Origin of the sequence: Acaricomes phytoseiuli DSM 14247, assembly GCF_000376245.1 — a bacterium.
Taxonomy (GTDB): domain Bacteria; phylum Actinomycetota; class Actinomycetes; order Actinomycetales; family Micrococcaceae; genus Renibacterium; species Renibacterium phytoseiuli.
In genome coordinates, this window is sequence record NZ_AQXM01000029.1 from 1 (window position 1) to 16,078 (window position 16,078).

Annotated in this window: 16 protein-coding genes and 2 riboswitches; of the genes, 8 read left to right on the forward strand and 8 right to left on the reverse strand. The window is 63.8% G+C overall.

Translation table 11 applies throughout. The annotated features are described in order from the left end of the window. Both C501_RS11980 and C501_RS0100785 read left to right on the forward strand, forming a co-directional pair. A partial coding sequence (locus tag C501_RS11980) for an LPXTG cell wall anchor domain-containing protein (protein WP_043567798.1) occupies positions 1–267 on the forward strand: 267 nt, incomplete at its 5' end. Positions 268–545: 278 nt separating this feature from the next. Continuing rightward, positions 546–2,258 (forward strand): formate--tetrahydrofolate ligase, encoded by a 1,713-nt coding sequence (locus C501_RS0100785; RefSeq protein WP_018133734.1) that lies wholly within the window; start codon positions 546–548, stop codon positions 2,256–2,258. A gap of 24 nt (positions 2,259–2,282) precedes the next feature. Here the strand turns inward: C501_RS0100785 and C501_RS0100790 are convergent, their stop codons facing one another. The 6 genes from C501_RS0100790 to C501_RS14495 all read right to left on the reverse strand — a co-directional run bounded on the left by C501_RS0100790 (position 2,283) and on the right by C501_RS14495 (position 6,188). Then, positions 2,283–3,350 (reverse strand): inositol-3-phosphate synthase, encoded by a 1,068-nt coding sequence (locus tag C501_RS0100790; RefSeq protein WP_018133735.1) that lies wholly within the window; start codon positions 3,348–3,350, stop codon positions 2,283–2,285. Beyond that, positions 3,347–4,444, reverse strand: coding sequence for an L-glyceraldehyde 3-phosphate reductase (gene mgrA / locus C501_RS0100795; protein ID WP_018133736.1), 1,098 nt, complete (start codon positions 4,442–4,444; stop codon positions 3,347–3,349). The genes C501_RS0100790 and mgrA overlap by 4 nt, the downstream gene beginning before the upstream one ends. A gap of 63 nt (positions 4,445–4,507) precedes the next feature. Further along, entirely contained in the window at positions 4,508–4,729 is a 222-nt protein-coding gene (locus C501_RS14480; protein WP_026174462.1) for a hypothetical protein, read from the reverse strand. A gap of 267 nt (positions 4,730–4,996) precedes the next feature. After that, a complete protein-coding gene (locus C501_RS14485; protein ID WP_026174463.1) occupies positions 4,997–5,476 on the reverse strand; it encodes a metallophosphoesterase family protein in 480 nt (159 codons plus the stop codon). Positions 5,477–5,669: 193 nt separating this feature from the next. Beyond that, positions 5,670–6,038 (reverse strand): hypothetical protein, encoded by a 369-nt coding sequence (locus C501_RS14490; protein ID WP_018133738.1) that lies wholly within the window; start codon positions 6,036–6,038, stop codon positions 5,670–5,672. A gap of 9 nt (positions 6,039–6,047) precedes the next feature. Beyond that, positions 6,048–6,188 (reverse strand): hypothetical protein, encoded by a 141-nt coding sequence (locus C501_RS14495; protein ID WP_018133739.1) that lies wholly within the window; start codon positions 6,186–6,188, stop codon positions 6,048–6,050. 175 nt (positions 6,189–6,363) lie between these two features. Then, a riboswitch (glycine riboswitch) is annotated at positions 6,364–6,473 on the forward strand. Further along, a riboswitch (glycine riboswitch) is annotated at positions 6,474–6,581 on the forward strand. Positions 6,582–6,645: 64 nt separating this feature from the next. Between C501_RS14495 and gcvP the strand changes: the two genes are divergently transcribed. The 5 genes from gcvP to C501_RS0100845 are packed head-to-tail and all read left to right on the forward strand — an operon-like array spanning position 6,646 to position 13,811. After that, positions 6,646–9,504: an aminomethyl-transferring glycine dehydrogenase gene (gcvP, locus tag C501_RS0100825; RefSeq protein ID WP_018133740.1), complete on the forward strand. Its 2,859-nt coding sequence runs from the start codon at positions 6,646–6,648 to the stop codon at positions 9,502–9,504. A 16-nt stretch (positions 9,505–9,520) separates the two neighbouring features. Continuing rightward, positions 9,521–10,672, forward strand: a complete 1,152-nt coding sequence (gene gcvT, locus C501_RS0100830) for a glycine cleavage system aminomethyltransferase GcvT (protein WP_018133741.1) — start codon at positions 9,521–9,523, stop codon at positions 10,670–10,672. 18 nt (positions 10,673–10,690) lie between these two features. Then, complete coding sequence (gcvH, locus tag C501_RS0100835) at positions 10,691–11,086, forward strand: glycine cleavage system protein GcvH (RefSeq protein ID WP_018133742.1); 396 nt, start codon at positions 10,691–10,693, stop codon at positions 11,084–11,086. Then, the gene (gene glyA, locus C501_RS0100840) at positions 11,083–12,375 is read left to right on the forward strand and encodes a serine hydroxymethyltransferase (protein ID WP_018133743.1); all 1,293 of its coding nucleotides are present in this window, start codon (positions 11,083–11,085) and stop codon (positions 12,373–12,375) included. Before gcvH ends, glyA begins: the two co-directional genes overlap by 4 nt. A gap of 38 nt (positions 12,376–12,413) precedes the next feature. Next, on the forward strand, positions 12,414–13,811 hold the full coding sequence (locus C501_RS0100845) for an L-serine ammonia-lyase (RefSeq protein WP_018133744.1): 1,398 nt from the start codon (positions 12,414–12,416) through the stop codon (positions 13,809–13,811). A gap of 26 nt (positions 13,812–13,837) precedes the next feature. Here C501_RS0100845 and C501_RS0100850 read toward each other — a convergent pair whose 3' ends face one another. Both C501_RS0100850 and C501_RS0100855 read right to left on the reverse strand, forming a co-directional pair. Further along, on the reverse strand, positions 13,838–15,295 hold the full coding sequence (locus tag C501_RS0100850) for a bifunctional ADP-dependent NAD(P)H-hydrate dehydratase/NAD(P)H-hydrate epimerase (protein WP_018133745.1): 1,458 nt from the start codon (positions 15,293–15,295) through the stop codon (positions 13,838–13,840). A 2-nt stretch (positions 15,296–15,297) separates the two neighbouring features. Continuing rightward, positions 15,298–15,645 carry a holo-ACP synthase gene (locus C501_RS0100855; RefSeq protein ID WP_018133746.1) on the reverse strand — a complete coding sequence of 116 codons (348 nt, stop codon included), beginning with the start codon at positions 15,643–15,645 and terminating at the stop codon, positions 15,298–15,300. 262 nt (positions 15,646–15,907) lie between these two features. Here C501_RS0100855 and C501_RS0100860 point away from each other — a divergent pair. After that, positions 15,908–16,078, forward strand: a 171-nt coding sequence (locus C501_RS0100860) for a transposase (RefSeq protein ID WP_026174466.1), incomplete at its 3' end; no start/stop codon positions are given.

A 16,078-nucleotide genomic window follows, 5' to 3' on the forward strand; every position in this document is an offset into this window, starting at 1 on the left:
GTCACCTCGACCTCGGCTGGTTCAAAGGCCATCACGGTGTCCTTCGATGGAACCCAGATCCGTGGAGATAACAACACCACCGCAGTGTTCACCGCCCCCCCGGTCGACCCAGTGAAGCCGGTCGATCCGCCAGCGGAAAACAACGATGACCTCGCGGTTACCGGAACAACGGTGCTCTCCATAGCAATCATCGGAGCACTCGTTCTGGGACTCGGTGCAGCGCTTATGCTCATCACGAGACGTAAGGATCGCGGTTCAGAAAACTAAATAATAGAAGCAAAAGTGTGGGGCCCGGTACAGAAAAAGTACCGGGCCCCACACTTTCGCTTTTCCAAAGAACCTTGGGGAATCACCGGCGAAGTTTCAGGCTGGCATTACCACCCTGGGCTGACTTCACCTTGATCTGGTGAAGACTCCTCAGAACCCGGTAGGTTAGCAATGGGCAAATCCGGGCCCCTGCCGATAAGCACCGCATCCTCACTCAGTGCATTGCCTGCGCTCCGAGGACAAAAAAGATGAAGAAAGATGGAAAAGGTCGCATCATGATGTCTCAGCCTGATCACCAGCCGCTCTCCGATTTGGAGATCGCCCGGGCCGCTGCCCTCCAGCCCATCGCAGAACTCGCCGAAGGCCTCGGACTTCCGGACTCCGCCTGGGAGCCGTACGGCAGGTACAAGGCCAAGGTGGATCCGCGCGAGGCATCCCGAACGGTCAGTGACCGACGCGGCAAAGTGGTCCTGGTCTCTGCGATCTCTCCGACGCCCGCTGGTGAGGGGAAGAGCACGACCACGGTGGGGCTGGCAGATTCCCTGAATCGCCGCTTCAACCAGGACGGTTCCGGCCAGCGCACCATGGTGGCCCTGCGCGAGCCGTCACTCGGCCCGACGCTCGGCATGAAGGGCGGCGCAGCAGGCGGAGGCCTCTCTCAGGTGTTGCCGATGGAAGAGATCAATCTCCATTTCACCGGTGATTTCCATGCCATCACGAGCGCGAATAATGCTCTCTGCGCCCTCATCGATAATCACATCTACCAGGGCAATGAACTGAATATCGACCCGCGGCGCATCTCCTTCAAGCGCGTACTGGATATGAACGACCGGGCTCTGCGGGATGTGGTGATCGGTTTAGGCGGGCCGACGCAAGGAGTGCCCCGGCAGGACGGCTTCGATATCACTGTCGCCTCGGAGATCATGGCGGTTTTCTGCCTGGCCGAGGACCTCGCAGATCTCAAGGAGCGGCTGAGTCGGATCACTGTGGCGCAGACGTATCAGAAAGAGCCCGTGACCGTGGCACAACTGGGTGCAGAGGGCGCTCTGGCGCTGCTGCTCAAAGATGCGCTCAAACCCAATCTGGTGCAGACCCTGGCCGGCACGGCGGCGCTGGTTCACGGTGGGCCCTTCGCCAATATCGCGCACGGCTGCAATTCGGTAATCGCCACCTCACTAGCCAGACGGCTCAGCGATGTCGTGGTCACCGAGGCGGGATTCGGGGCTGATCTGGGGGCCGAGAAGTACCTGGATATCGCCTCCCGGGCGGCCGATATCGCACCGGATGCAGTGGTGCTCGTCGCCACGGTGCGGGCGCTGAAGATGCATGGCGGAGTCGCCAAGACCGAGCTCAGCACTCCGGACCTCGATGCGCTACGAAAGGGCATGGCGAATCTGGAGCGGCATGTGGAGAACTTGCGTCGTTTCGGGATGGAACCGGTGGTCGCGGTCAATAAGTTCGGCGCTGATAGCGCAGAAGAGCTGCAGGAGATCGTCAGCTGGTGTGAACAGCGCGGGATCAGCGTGGCGGTGGCCGATGTCTGGGGGCAGGGCGGCGGCGGTTCCGGAGGCGATGAGCTGGCCGGGAAAGTCCTGGAAGCCCTGGCCACCGGAACGCAGGGGCAGCCGTTGTACCCGCTCGAGTTAGGCGTACGGGAAAAGATCGAGCTGATCGCGCAGCACATCTACGGGGCGGGAGCCGTCGATTTTTCCGCCACGGCCGAGCGCAAGTTGGCGGAGATCTCCGCCAACGGTCTGGATGACCTGCCAGTCTGCATGGCCAAGACGCAGTACTCCTTCTCCGATGATGCCACCTTGCTCGGCGCACCGAGCGGCTTCACGCTGCATGTTCGGGATCTGGTGCCGAAGACCGGTGCCGGGTTCATCGTCGTGCTCACCGGAGCGGTGATGACCATGCCCGGGCTGCCGAAGCAGCCGGCTGCCCTGGGCATGGACGTCGATGCTGAGGGGTTCGCGGTAGGAGTGAGCTGAACCGGACGCCGGCCCCGCCGGCTGCTAACCGATGATGAACTTCTCCACGGCTTCTTTAGCCAGGTCATCGGCCATCTGCTCCGGCGGGGACTTCATGAAGTAGGCGCTCGGTGCCAGCAACGGGCCGCCGATGCCCCGATCCAGAGCGATTTTCGCGGCCCGGATCGCATCGATGATCACCCCTGCCGAGTTGGGTGAATCCCAGACCTCGAGTTTGTACTCTAGGGCCACCGGGGCATCACCGAAGTTGCGGCCCTCCAACCGGACGAAAGCCCACTTGCGGTCATCCAGCCAAGCGACGTAGTCGGACGGGCCGATATGCACGTCCCGCTCGCTCAGCTTGGCCGAGGTGTTGGAGGTCACCGCTTGGGTCTTGGAGACCTTCTTGGACTCCAGCCGCTCCCGTTCCAGCATGTTCATGAAGTCCATGTTGCCGCCGACATTGAGCTGGTACGTGCGGTCCAGGACCACGCCGCGATCTTCAAAGAGCTTCGCCATGACCCGGTGCGTGATCGTCGCCCCGATCTGGCTCTTAATATCGTCGCCGACGATGGGCACCCCGGCCTGGCGGAATTTCTCCGCCCATTCCGCGGTCCCCGCGATGAACACCGGCAGGGCATTCACGAAGGCGCAGCCGGCGTCGATCGCGGCCTGGGCGTAATGCCGCGCAGCTTCCTCGGAACCGACCGGCAGGTAGCAGACCAAGACATCGGCTTCGGCTTCGCGAAGTGCCGCGGCGATATCTACCGGCTCCTGGCCGGATTCTTCGATGGTCTCCCGGTAGTACTTGCCCAGGCCGTCCAGCGTCGGGCCGCGCTGCACCGTGACCCCGCTCTGCGGGACCTCGGAGAGTTTGATGGTGTTGTTCTCGCTGGCACCGATGGCCTCGGAGAGGTCCAAGCCCACCTTCTGCGCGTCCACGTCGAAAGCTGCGACGAACTGCACATCACCGACGTGATACTCACCGAACTGAACGTGCATCAGACCAGGTACCTGCTGCCCCGGATCGGCGTCTTTGTAGTACTGCACCCCTTGGACAAGTGAAGCGGCGCAATTGCCAACACCTGCCAACGCGACCCGGACCGAGCTCATCGGTTCTCCTTCTCTGTTGTTGCTGCGTTTGTTCCTGCTCTGGCCTCAGTGCCGGCCGCGTCGATCGCGGCGAGCTCCTCAGGCGTGAATTCCAGATTCTGCACACTGGCGATATTCGCTTCCAGCTGGTTGACGCTGGACGCTCCGATCAACGCCGAGGTGATGCATTTTCTTCCCGTTCCTCCCGTTTCTTCCGAGACAGCAGCCGAGTCCTGATCCCGGAGCACCCACGCGAGGGCCATCTGCGCCAGGGACTGCTCCCGGCCAGCGGCGATCTCCTGCAGCTGCTGCACCGTTGTCATCAAGGCCTCGGTAAGCGCTTTCTCGGTGAGGAAATGCCCGCGAGCGGCCCGGGAGTCCTGGGGGACCCCGCTCAGATAGCGATCCGTGAGCAGACCTTGGGCGAGCGGCGAATACGCGATGGAGCCGATACCGTCTTGAGCGAGCACATCGATCAGACTGGATCCGCTGCTATCCGGGCGTTCGACCCAACGGTCGAGGAGGTTGTAATTGGGCTGGTTGATCACCATGGGCGTACCGAGTCCCTGCAGGATCTCAGCTGCGCGCTGAGTCTGCTCGGCAGAGTAATTGGAGACGCCCACGTACAGCGCCTTACCGGACCTCACCGCGGCGTCGAGGGCGAACATGGTCTCCTCGAGCGGCGTCTGCGGATCGTAGCGGTGGCTGTAGAAGATATCGACGTAATCAAGCCCCAGGCGCTGCAGGGACTGGTCCAGGCTGGCCCGGAGATACTTCCGCGACCCCCACTCCCCGTAGGGGCCTTCCCACATCAGGTGCCCGGCCTTGGTGGAGATGATCAGCTCATCCCGATAGGCGCGGAAGTCCTGGCGCAGATGGCGGCCGAAGTTCTCCTCGGCGCTGCCGGCCGGCGGCCCGTAGTTATTGGCGAGGTCGAAGTGGGTCACGCCGAGGTCGAAGGCCCGGCGGAGCACTGCCTGCTGAGTCTCGAACGGCTTGTCGTCACCGAAGTTATGCCAAAGCCCTAAGGAGATCACCGGTAGTTTCAGACCGCTGCGCCCGAGCCTCCGGTACGGCATCTGGGCGTAGCGATCTAAGGCCGGTACGAAGTTCATGCCTCCATCATGTCATGCCTCCGGCGAGACAAGACTCATTACCGAAACGGTATATATGTGGGCTCAGCGCCAGGGATGAACCAGCAGAAGCTCCGTGTTGCGGTCCCGTTCCGCGCCCAGCGCGATATCCGATGCTTGCAGATCGTTATATGCCAGCTCTCGGTACAATGAGGCCAGATCCTTCAGCGCCGACGAAGAATAGCTCCCCTGATACGGGGCTTCGGCTTCGATCAGGGTGGTGAAGAGAGAAAGCGTCCCGTCCTGGTTATCCGCCACTTCGATCACCCTGGCCTGCTGCGGGAAGTCGATATGCGAGGCGGTGTTGATCTGCTAGTATCCGCGTTCCGGGGTAACCCCGGGGCGGGGCGTGATCTCATTGCGGTGCGTGTGCCCATTGGCCCAGGCGAGAACATTGGGGAACCTGCTGAGCAGAGCGTCCACATCCTTGCCGCCTTGCCGCTGCGCCGCGCTTCCAGCTTGCGCGGGTCCGGCAACAGGTTGTTCATAGAGTCGATCGTGTGATGGCTGAAGATCAGGAACAACTGGTCCGAGCTAGCCGCAGAGGCCACCCGGTTGCCATCGGCATCGTAATATCTGCTGCTGCCTTCTTTGAGCGTGCGCTCCAGCCATTCGTACTACTCCTGACCGAGGCGATCCCGCGGTGTAACCGGCGCGGTTCGTCGAGTCGAGGGCGATGCCGGTGACCCTGGCGGCGGTTCCGCTAGCGGCGGTCGGGAAGGTCGGGAAGGTGTAGTACCCGCGTCCAGCCGCGATGGCCTCTTCGGTGAAGCCGTGCCCCACCGGGCCCGCGCCCAGATAGGCCGGGTCGCGGTGGCGACGCATGTACTCGATCGGGGTGAACGGTGCCCGGCGCGGATCCGCTGTGACCCGATACTTGGTGAGCAGGTCTGATAGCCCGCGCCCATTCACCGACTCCTCCGGCAGTGGAGTGCCGGAGCGCAGCGCCGAACGCAGGGCATCCTCGGCGAACGGACTCGAGAAACCGGTGAATTTGACGTCCCCGGTGTACATCGCTGCGAGCAGCGCCCCATCCGAGGGGAGCGTGCCCTGGATGCTGTCATCATGGTTGCCGAAGACGCTGTACCACGGCGCATTCAGGCCTTTGCTGTGCTGCGTTTGCCTGACCCGGTTGAAGAATCCCGGAAGCTGCGGGAAACCTGCCTGCTGGTAACGGTTTGGCCCCGAGGACTCCGGCTGTTAGTAGCTAGAGCCTCCGCTGGACTGCGTCTTTGGCCCGCCGAAGTCTTTGGCCCACCGAATTCACCCGGTCGACCAGCGCTGCGGCACCGTGCAGGGTGAGCGCTTCCTGCGGACGGAAAGCACTGGAAGCCAGATCATCGAAGTACTCGAAGCGCACCGGCGACTGGGCGTCCAGGATATGCAGATCAGTGAGCTGTGTGAGCGCGGCCAGGGCGGTGCGGCGATCATCGCGGTTAGCGCCTGCGGGAATCAGATCTTCCCGCACGATCAAGGGGTAACCGGGGCCAGCCGTCAGTCTGCTGTACCGAGAGCCCTTCACCGGGGCAGCCGCAGCTTCCAACGTTGTCCCGGCGGTATTGATAGCCCGCTGCACGGCCAGTTTCTAGGCCGCTTCAGCCTGTGCGGCAGGAGCCGCTATGAGCAGCGGCTCGGCACCGGCGGCCGCACCTGCCAGCCCTAGCCCCGCCAGCCCCGCTGCACTGAGAAAAACACGGCGCTGAATTGAACCCTGTTGATCAGCCATGAATCAAGCCTGCTGCTCGAAGGAAACATCCGGCCGCAGCTTGGAAGAATAACGAGGAACAGTCGCTGCAACAGCATATGAACACGATTCGGAGCGGCCCAGCTAAGCATTTGATACTCCTCCCAGAAGCGTGTGAGAATGATCACTGAACGTGAATAAATAGCAGTAAGCCGTCTGATCCGCAGCGGGAGAGTTCTACTGGAACCTCTCACCGAGGTAGCAGCAGGCGCCGTAGGAGCAAACCCTCCCCGGGAATCTCTCAGGCACCCGTACCGCTGTGGCGAGGCAACTCTGGAAAGTAGCTCTCCCGGTGATCCGGAAGGCTCACCGAAGGTGCAAACGAAAGCCTGATGCTTTCGTGAAAACTCTCAGGTTCCGTACAGAGCGGGGAGGAACCCGGATGGTGGCGTCTTAAATTTGAAAGACGGCACCGCTGACCTTCGATCTGGAGTTCCTCATGACTGATACCGATATCCGCTTCGTCGACCGTCACATTGGTGTTCGAAACCAGACACATCGTGAGCACATGCTTTCCAGCGTCGGCCACCAATCCGTCGACGAGCTGGTGGACACGGCGGTCCCCGAACGGATCCGGCAGCAAGAACGGTTAGAACTGGAACCCGCACTGAGCGAGGTCGAGGTGCTGCAGAAACTGCGGGAGCTGGCCTCACGCAATCAGCCGATGGTCCAGCTCATCGGGCAGGGCTACTACGATACGGTGACGCCGCCCGTGCTTCGCCGGAACATCCTGGAAGGCCCCGCCTGGTACACCGCGTACACCCCTTATCAGCCAGAGATCTCCCAGGGGCGGTTGGAAGCGCTGCTGAACTTCCAGACCATGGTGCAGGATCTCACTGCGCTGCCGATCGCCAACGCCTCGCTGCTCGACGAAGCCACCGCGGTCGCTGAGGCCGTGCTCCTGATGCGCCGCTCCAATAAAGCGCACCAGGCCGGAAGCATCGTGTTGGACGCTGATGTGCTGCCGCAGACCATCGCGGTGGTCCGCGGCCGGGCCGAGGCACTGGGCTTCGAGGTGATCGTGGCTGACCTGAGCCAGGGCCCGGAAGGCCTTCCCACCGGGGAGGTCTGCGGCATCGTGCTGCAGCAGCCTGGGGTATCCGGCACGGTTCATGATCACGCTGAGGTCATCGCAGCGGCCAAGGAACGCGGCTCCATGGTCACCGTGGCCGCCGATCTGCTGGCGCTCACACTCATCATTCCGCCGGGAGAGCTCGGCGTGGATATCGCGGTCGGCTCAGCCCAGCGATTCGGCGTCCCACTGTTCTTCGGTGGTCCGCACGCCGCCTATATGGCGGTGCGCAACGGGCTGGAGCGCTCCTTGCCGGGCCGACTGGTGGGCGTATCGAAGGATGACACCGGGATCCCGGCATACCGGCTCGCTCTGCAGACCCGTGAGCAGCACATCCGCCGGGAGAAGGCCACCTCCAATATCTGCACCGCACAAGCCCTGCTGGCCATCGTCGCCAGCATGTACGCGGTGTACCACGGCCCGGAGGGTCTGAAGGCGATCGCTACCCGGACGCACCAGCACGCGGCCCGACTCGCCGCAGCGCTGCGCCAAGCCGGGGTCGAGGTTCGCACCGCGGAATTCTTCGACACCCTGACCGTCTCCGTTCCGCAGCGAGCCGAAGAACTCCTGGCTGATGCCGCCGCAGAGGGAATCAATCTGCGGTTGATCGACGCGGAGACCCTGGGCGTGTCCTTCGACGAAACCACAACCGATAGCGTCGTAGCCCGGGTCGCCAAGATCTTCGGCGCAGAGTCACCCGGGGGCTCAGATGCAGCTTCTCCGTTACCGGAGCAGCTGCTACGCAGTTCCGAATACCTGACCCATCCGGTCTTCCACACGCACCGTTCCGAGACGCAGATGCTGCGCTACCTGCGCCGACTCTCAGACCGTGACCTGGCGCTGGACCGCACCATGATCCCACTGGGCTCCTGCACCATGAAGCTCAACGCCACCGCCGAGATGGAGGCTATCTCCTGGCCGGAATTCGCCGGAATCCACCCCTTCGCCCCGGAGGAGCAGACCGTGGGTTGGCGCGAGCTGATCGACGACCTCGAAGCGCAGCTCACGGATATCACCGGATACGACAAAGTCTCCATCCAGCCCAATGCCGGTTCCCAGGGCGAGCTGGCCGGTTTGCTCGCGATCCGCGGCTATCACCACTTCCGAGGCGAGACGGAGCGGGATATCTGCCTCATCCCGGCTTCGGCGCACGGCACCAACGCGGCGTCGGCCGTGCTCGCCGGGATGAAAGTCATCGTGGTCGCCACCGCCGCGGACGGCACCATCGACCATGAAGACCTCAAAGCCAAGATCGAGGCCAATGCCGAGCGCCTGGCCGGGATCATGATCACCTACCCTTCGACGCACGGAGTCTACGACGCCGATGTCCGCGAGGTCTGCGATGCCGTGCACGCGGCGGGCGGCCAGGTGTACATCGATGGCGCGAATCTCAACGCCCTGGTCGGGCTCGCCCAGCCGGGCCAGTTCGGCGGCGATGTCTCCCACCTGAACCTGCACAAGACGTTCTGCATCCCGCACGGCGGCGGCGGCCCAGGGGTGGGGCCGGTAGCGGTCAAAGCGCATCTGGCCCCGTTCCTGCCCGGTGATCCGCTCGCTGCAGAAGGCCACGCCGGCCCGCCGATCTCGGCTTCCGCTTATGGCTCCGCCGGGGTACTGCCGATTTCCTGGGCGTACATCAAGCTCATGGGCGGCGCCGGCCTCACAGAAGCGACGCGGGCCGCGCTGCTGGCGGCTAATTACATCGCGGCCAGACTGAACGATCACTTCCCGATCCTGTACACCGGCAACGGCGGCCTGGTGGCGCACGAGTGCATCCTCGACCTGCGGGAGCTCACTGCACGCACCGGGGTGACCGCAGAAGACGTCGCGAAGCGGCTCATCGACTACGGATTCCACGCGCCCACTCTGGCCTTCCCGGTCGCCGGAACGCTCATGGTGGAGCCCACTGAATCCGAGGATCTCGGGGAGATCGATCGGTTCATCGCCGCGATGATCTCCATTCGAGGCGAGATCGACGCCGTCGCCGAGGGCAAGTACACGGTGGAGGACTCCCCCTTGCGGCGGGCTCCGCATACCTCAGCAGCGGTGAGCGACGATGTCTGGGAGCGCGGCTACAGTCGCCAGGAAGCGGCCTTCCCACTCCGGGGTACCGCCGCGGGTGCGCAGACGGATAAGTACTTCCCCCCGGTGGGCCGGATCGACGGAGCAGCCGGGGACCGGAACCTGATCTGCTCCTGCCCGCCGCCCGAAGCTTTCGAGAACTGAGCAGAAGAGGTCACTGATGACTGCGAAAGAAAACGCCCGCAAAGAAACCGCCCTGCACGCAGAGCACGCGAAGCTCGGTGCAAGTTTCACCGACTTCGGTGGCTGGGATATGCCGCTCAAGTATCAGAGCGAACTCGCTGAGCACCACGCCGTCCGGCAGAGTGCGGGCCTTTTCGACCTGTCACATATGGGCGAGATCTGGGTCCGGGGGCCGCAGGCCGCCGCGTTCCTCGATTACGCCCTCGTCGGAAACCTCTCCGCTATCGCAGTGGGCAAGGCCAAGTACTCGCTCATCTGCACCCCCGAGGGCGGGATCATCGACGACCTGATCAGTTACCGGCGCGCCGAGGACACCTACCTGGTGGTACCGAACGCCGGTAACGCCGATGCCGTCTACGCAGCGTTCGTCGAACGGGCCGAAGGCTTCTATGTCGAACTGGACAATGTCTCCGCGCAGACCGCTCTGATCGCCCTGCAGGGCCCGGAGTCCGAGCGCGTCCTGCTGATGCTGGTACCCGCAGAACAGGCCAACGCGGTGCGCGAGCTCAAGTATTACGCGGCTACCGAGGTCACCGTCGCCGGCCTTCCAGTGCTTCTAGCGCGTACCGGCTACACCGGCGAGGACGGCTTCGAGCTCTACCTCGATAACACCGAAGCAGCGCAGTTGTGGAATGCCCTGCTGACCGGGGATGAGGCCGTCACCCCCTGCGGGCTGGCCAGCAGGGATTCATTGCGCCTCGAAGCCGCAATGCCGCTCTACGGCAATGAACTCGGCCTGGAGGAGAACCCCTTCGAAGCCGGGCTCGGCCCAGTGGTCTCCCTGCCCCCGGCGAAAACCGCTAAGGAAAGCGATTTCGTAGGCAAAGAAGCCTTAGCGAAGATCAAGGCGGACCGCGCGCACGGGGGGAAGCACGGCCAGCGTGTACTCGTCGGCTTACGGGGAGAAGGCCGCCGTGCCGCTCGCGGGCACTACCCTGTGCTCTTCCATGGCGAGACCGTGGGCGAAGTGACCTCCGGCCAGCCCAGCCCGACCCTCGGCTATCCCGTTGCGCTCGCCTACGTTTCGGTGGAGCACTCCGAGCCCGGCACCGAGCTTGAGGTCGATCTGCGCGGCAAGGCAGAGCCTTTCACCGTCGTCGCGCTGCCCTTCTACAAACGAACCGTCTGAGACTTAAGGTAAAGATCAATGAGTAAAGTCGTGCCTGAGCTGCGTTATTCGGCCGAACACGAATGGGTCGCGGTGGATAGCGCTGCGGGTTCCGAATCCGTGATGACGGTCGGAGTGAGCGCTATCGCCACCGAAGCGCTCGGCGATATCGTCTACCTGGATCTGCCCGAGGCGGGCAGCTCGATCACCGCGGGTCAGAGCTGCGGCGAAGTCGAATCCACTAAATCCGTCTCCGATCTCTACGCACCGGTCACCGGGGAGATCACCGAGGTGAACCCCGCCGCTATCGCGGACCCGGCCCTGGTGAACCGGGATCCTTATGGCGCGGGGTGGCTTTTCAAAGTCACCGTCACTGAGGAAGGGCCGCTGCTCAGCGCCTCGGAATACGCCACTGCCAACGGGGTGGAACTGTGAATTCGGCTATCGACACTCCCCTGGCTCAACTCGATCCCGAAGTCGCTGCGAGCCTGGACGCGGAACTGCGCCGGCAGCAACGCGGGCTGGAGATGATCGCCTCGGAGAATCACACCCCGGTCGCGGTGATGCAGGCTCAGGGCTCGGTGCTGACCAATAAGTATGCCGAAGGCTACCCCGGGCGCCGTTACTACGGCGGCTGCGAGCACGTCGATGTCGTCGAACAGCTCGCCATCGACCGGCTCAAGGCACTTTTCGACGCCGGGTACGCCAATGTCCAGCCGCATTCCGGGGCGCAGGCCAACGCCTCCGTGATGCACGCGCTGCTCACCCCGGGCGACACCATCATGGGTCTCGATCTAGCCCACGGCGGGCATCTGACCCACGGGATGCGGATCAACTTCTCCGGCAAGCTCTACAACGTGGTCCCCTACCATGTCCGCGAAGACGATCACCGCGTGGATATGGACGAGGTCGCCAGGCTGGCCGTCCAGCATCAGCCCAAGCTCATCGTCGCGGGCTGGTCCGCCTACGCCCGCCAGCTGGACTTCGCCAAATTCCGGCGGATCGCCGATTCCGTCGGAGCCTACCTGATGGTCGATATGGCGCATTTCGCAGGCCTTGTCGCCGCGGGGCTGCACCCTAACCCGGTGCCTTACGCCCATGTCACGACGTCCACGACGCATAAGACCCTGGCCGGTCCGCGCGGTGGAGTCATTCTCGCCAATGAGACCGACGGGCCGGAAATCGCGAAGAAACTGAACTCCGCGGTCTTCCCCGGCCAGCAGGGCGGTCCCCTGGAGCACGTCATCGCAGCCAAGGCCGTGGCGTTCAAAGTGGCCGCCTCGGCAGAATTCGCCGAGCGGCAGCAGCGCGTCCTGGAAGGCGCGAGGATCCTGGCCGAACGGCTCAGCCAGCCCGATCTCGCGGACAAAGGCATCAGCGTCGTGACCGGTGGCACCGATGTGCACCTGGTGCTCGTGGACCTGCGGGATTCCGAGCTGGATGGCCAGCAGGCCGAGGACAGGCTGGCGCAGATCGATGTCACCGTCAACCGCAATGCCGTCCCGTTCGATCCGAGGCCGCCGATGGTCACCTCCGGGCTGCGCATCGGCACTCCCGCTCTGGCCAGCCGGGGCTTCCAGAGCGCGGCTTTCACCGAGATCGCCGATATCATTGCCGAGGCGCTGATTGCTGGGCCGGAGGCTGATCTGAGCCCTCTCGCGCAGCGTGTCGAAGCCCTCGCTGAGACCCATCCGCTCTACCCGGATCTGGCACCGCTCAGCTGAGCGGATAGTGACTACATTGAACTAAGAAAGATCACATCATGGCTGTAGGTGTTTTCGACCTCTTCAAGGTCGGCATCGGGCCCTCGAGTTCGCATACTGTCGGCCCGATGCGCGCCGCTGCGGTCTTCGCCGAGGAGCTGCGCGCAGAGGGGTACCTGGAACGGGTGGCTGATATCCGGGTGGACCTCTACGGCTCGCTCGCGGCTACCGGACGCGGCCACGGCACGATGACCGCGGTGCTGCTCGGCTTGGAGGGCTGCTACCCGGATCTGGTGCTGCCGGACGAGGTAGAAGAGCGCTTGGCCTCGATGGAGTCCACCGGCACCATCCGGCTCGGTGCAGAACGGAAGCTTTCGTACCGGGTGGAGGATATGATCCTGCACCCGTTGACCATTCTGGACCGGCACAGCAACGGCATGAAGTTCGCGGTATCGGACGCGGACGGCGCGGTGCTTCATGAGACGACGTTCTATTCCGTCGGCGGCGGATTCATCGTCCGCGAGGGTGAAGAGGAAGAAGCTCTCGCCGAACTCGAAGAAACCCACGACAGCTTGCCGCTGCCCTTCCGGACCGCTGCTGAGCTGCTTCAGCACTGCCTCGCCCAGGGGCTGACGATCTCCGATGTGATGCTGGTGAATGAGAAGGACAGCCGCAGCGAAGCCGAGGTGCGCGCCGGGCTCAAGCACATCTGGGAGGTCATGGAAGGCTGCGTCGAATCGAGCCTGGGCCGGGAGGGCCTGCTCCCGGGCGGCCTCAAGGTGCGGCGCCGGGCTCCGGACTGGCACGAGCGGCTGCTCAAAGAAGACAAGAGCCGGGATCCGAAGTACTGGCAGGAGTGGGTCAACCTGATCGCCCTGGCAGTCAATGAGGAGAACGCCTCAGGCGGCCGAGTGGTCACCGCACCGACCAATGGCGCCGCCGGCATCATCCCGGCCGTGCTCTATTACGCGCTGAACTACGCGCCCGGGATGGAGAACGCGACGCAGGAAGACAAAGACGATGTCGTGATGCGGTTCCTGCTCGCCGCCGGTGCGGTCGGCGTGCTGTACAAAGAGCAGGCCTCGATCTCCGGTGCGGAAGTCGGCTGCCAGGGCGAAGTCGGCTCGGCGTCGTCCATGGCGGCGGCGGGGCTGGCCGAGGTCATGGGCGGCTCCCCCGCGCAGGTGGAGAACGCCGCCGAGATCGCTATGGAGCACAATCTGGGCCTGACCTGCGATCCGATCGGTGGCCTGGTTCAGGTGCCGTGCATCGAACGGAACGCGATTGCCGCGGCCAAGGCCATTAACGCCACCAAAATGGCGCTCTGGGGCGATGGTGAGCACCGGGTATCGCTGGATGAAGTCATCATCACGATGCGGGAGACCGGTAAGGATATGAGCCATAAGTACAAGGAGACCGCGATGGGCGGACTCGCCGTGAACGTGGTGGAGTGCTGAGCCCAGCGCGTTTTACTCAGCTTTACTCAGCACTCTCCGCGCAGCAACCGGGTGAGGACTCCGGGCAGCGCCGATGCGATATCACCGGCCGTGATCGGGCCGCCCTGCGAAGCCGCGGAGCCGGCCCTGCCATGGACACTGGCAGCGAGCGCGGCGGCCAGCGCCGGCTCAACTCCGGAGGCCAACAGGGCACCCAGGATTCCTGCCAGGGTGTCTCCGCTGCCAGCGGTCGCCAGCCACGGTGTGCCCTCCGATTGGCTGTAGACCGGCCCTTCCGGAGACACGATGATCGTCGTGGAGCCTTTGAGTAGAACCGTGGCGCCGGTCATCTCCACGGAAAGCCTCGCATATCGCAACGGCTCGGCTTCCACCTCGGTTCGGCTGGTGGCGCGCCCTCTGCGGCTGAGCAGGGTAGCCAGTTCCCCCGCGTGCGGGGTCAGGATCATAGACGGCGATGCCTCCTCCGGCACCAATGCCAGAGCGCCTGCATCGATCACCACGGGCAGCCCGGAGCGGATCGCCGCGGCAGTGCGCTCCTCCTGACCGGGGTCATCGACGACTCCCGAGCCGACGAGCCAGGCCTGCACCCGGTTCTCCTCGACGGCAGGTACTCCGGCGACCACTTCGGCGGGCATCTGCACTGACGTCTGGTCTGGGCCCAGATAGCGGACCATACCCACCCCTGCGGCGAGTGCCCCGGCCACAGCGAGCTGAGCAGCGCCCGGGTATACCGCGGAGCCGGCGACGACGCCGAGCACGCCCCGGGAGTACTTATGGTCCGTCGGTACCGGCCTGGGCCAGTGCGCGTTGATATCCGCTTCGCCCAGACGGAGCAGCTCGGGTTCATTCAGGGCGAGCCCGAGGTCGACCAGGCTCACAGCTCCTGCAGCGGCCTCCCCCGGCGGCAGGAACAATCCTGCTTTGATGCCGCCAAAGGTAACGGTCTCCACTGCGTGAAGCACCGGCCCGGTGGTTTCCCCGGTGTCCGCGTTCAGGCCGCTGGGAAGGTCGCACGCCAGGACGCCCGGGTGTGCGTCGAGGCCTCGAACCAGCTCCGCGGCCGGGCCGGTGAGCCCGCCGCGGGCGCCGGTGCCCAGAATGCCGTCGATCACCAGATCTGCCTCCCAACCGGAGACCAGGCATTCGGTGATGTTGTGCTCAGTGAGCCGGAGCAGGCGGCCACCGGCTTGACGAAAAGCGGCGAGCGCTTCTTCGTGAATGTTTTCCCGGGTCTGTGTAGCGGTCACGGCCACACCCCGCCGGGCTAGAAGAGCACCGGCGTATAAAGCGTCTCCGCCGTTGTTGCCGCTGCCCACGAGGAGCAGCACTCTGCGCCCATAGGCCCCGGTATCACGGGTGAGCCGCCAGATGGCGGCGTTCGCCAGCCCGTAGGCTGCCCTCGGCATGAGGTCTTCGCCCTGGCCTGCGTCGAAAAGGGCTTCTTCCGCGGCTCGCACCGCGGTGCCGGTGTAGCCGGGAATCATGATCAGCCTTCAGCCACGACGAACGCTGTGGCGATGCCGCCATCGTGGCTCATCGACAGATGCCAGCGCTGCACGCCCCGGGCGTCCGCTACCGCCGCCACGGTGTTCTTGGTCTGCACGGTGGGGCCGTTTTCGTCCAGGCCGATCCAGCAGTCCTGCCAGTTCATCCCGGCAGGGGCTCCTAGAGCCTTGGCCACCGCTTCTTTTGCGGCGAATCGCGCGGCGAGTGAACGGGTGTTCAGAGCGCGTTCGGCGGGCACGAAGAGTCTGTCCAGCAGGCCGGGAGTCCGCTCCAACTGGCGCCCAAAGCGCTCCACATCCACCACGTCGATACCGATGCCGATGATCATACGGAAAGTCTACCGATTCAGACCCAACGGCATATTGGTGCGCCGAGGCAATCAATAAAACTGAGCGTCAGATTTATACCTATTTTGGGCTATGAATATGGTCGGGTTTTAACTTCACAGAACCCTCTCACTCCACTCGCTTCATCATTCAAAGGTGATTATGAACCTCAAGACACCGCGTCAACCCAGTCAATAGGGTCTGCCCCGGGTTTGGTTGACATCTGATCTGTGAGGATTCGTCCTCGCTGGAAGGATGTATCTCTTGCCCAAGCCCTATCCGAAAGAGTTCCGTGACGATGTCGTGGCTGTGGCCCGTAAAGCCCGGGCCCCGTTATCGCAGATTGCGAGAGACTTCGGGATTTCCGAAGCCTCGTTGTTCAACTGGCTGAAAAAAGCAAACATCGAAGACGGGCGCGTGCCGGGCCTGACCGAG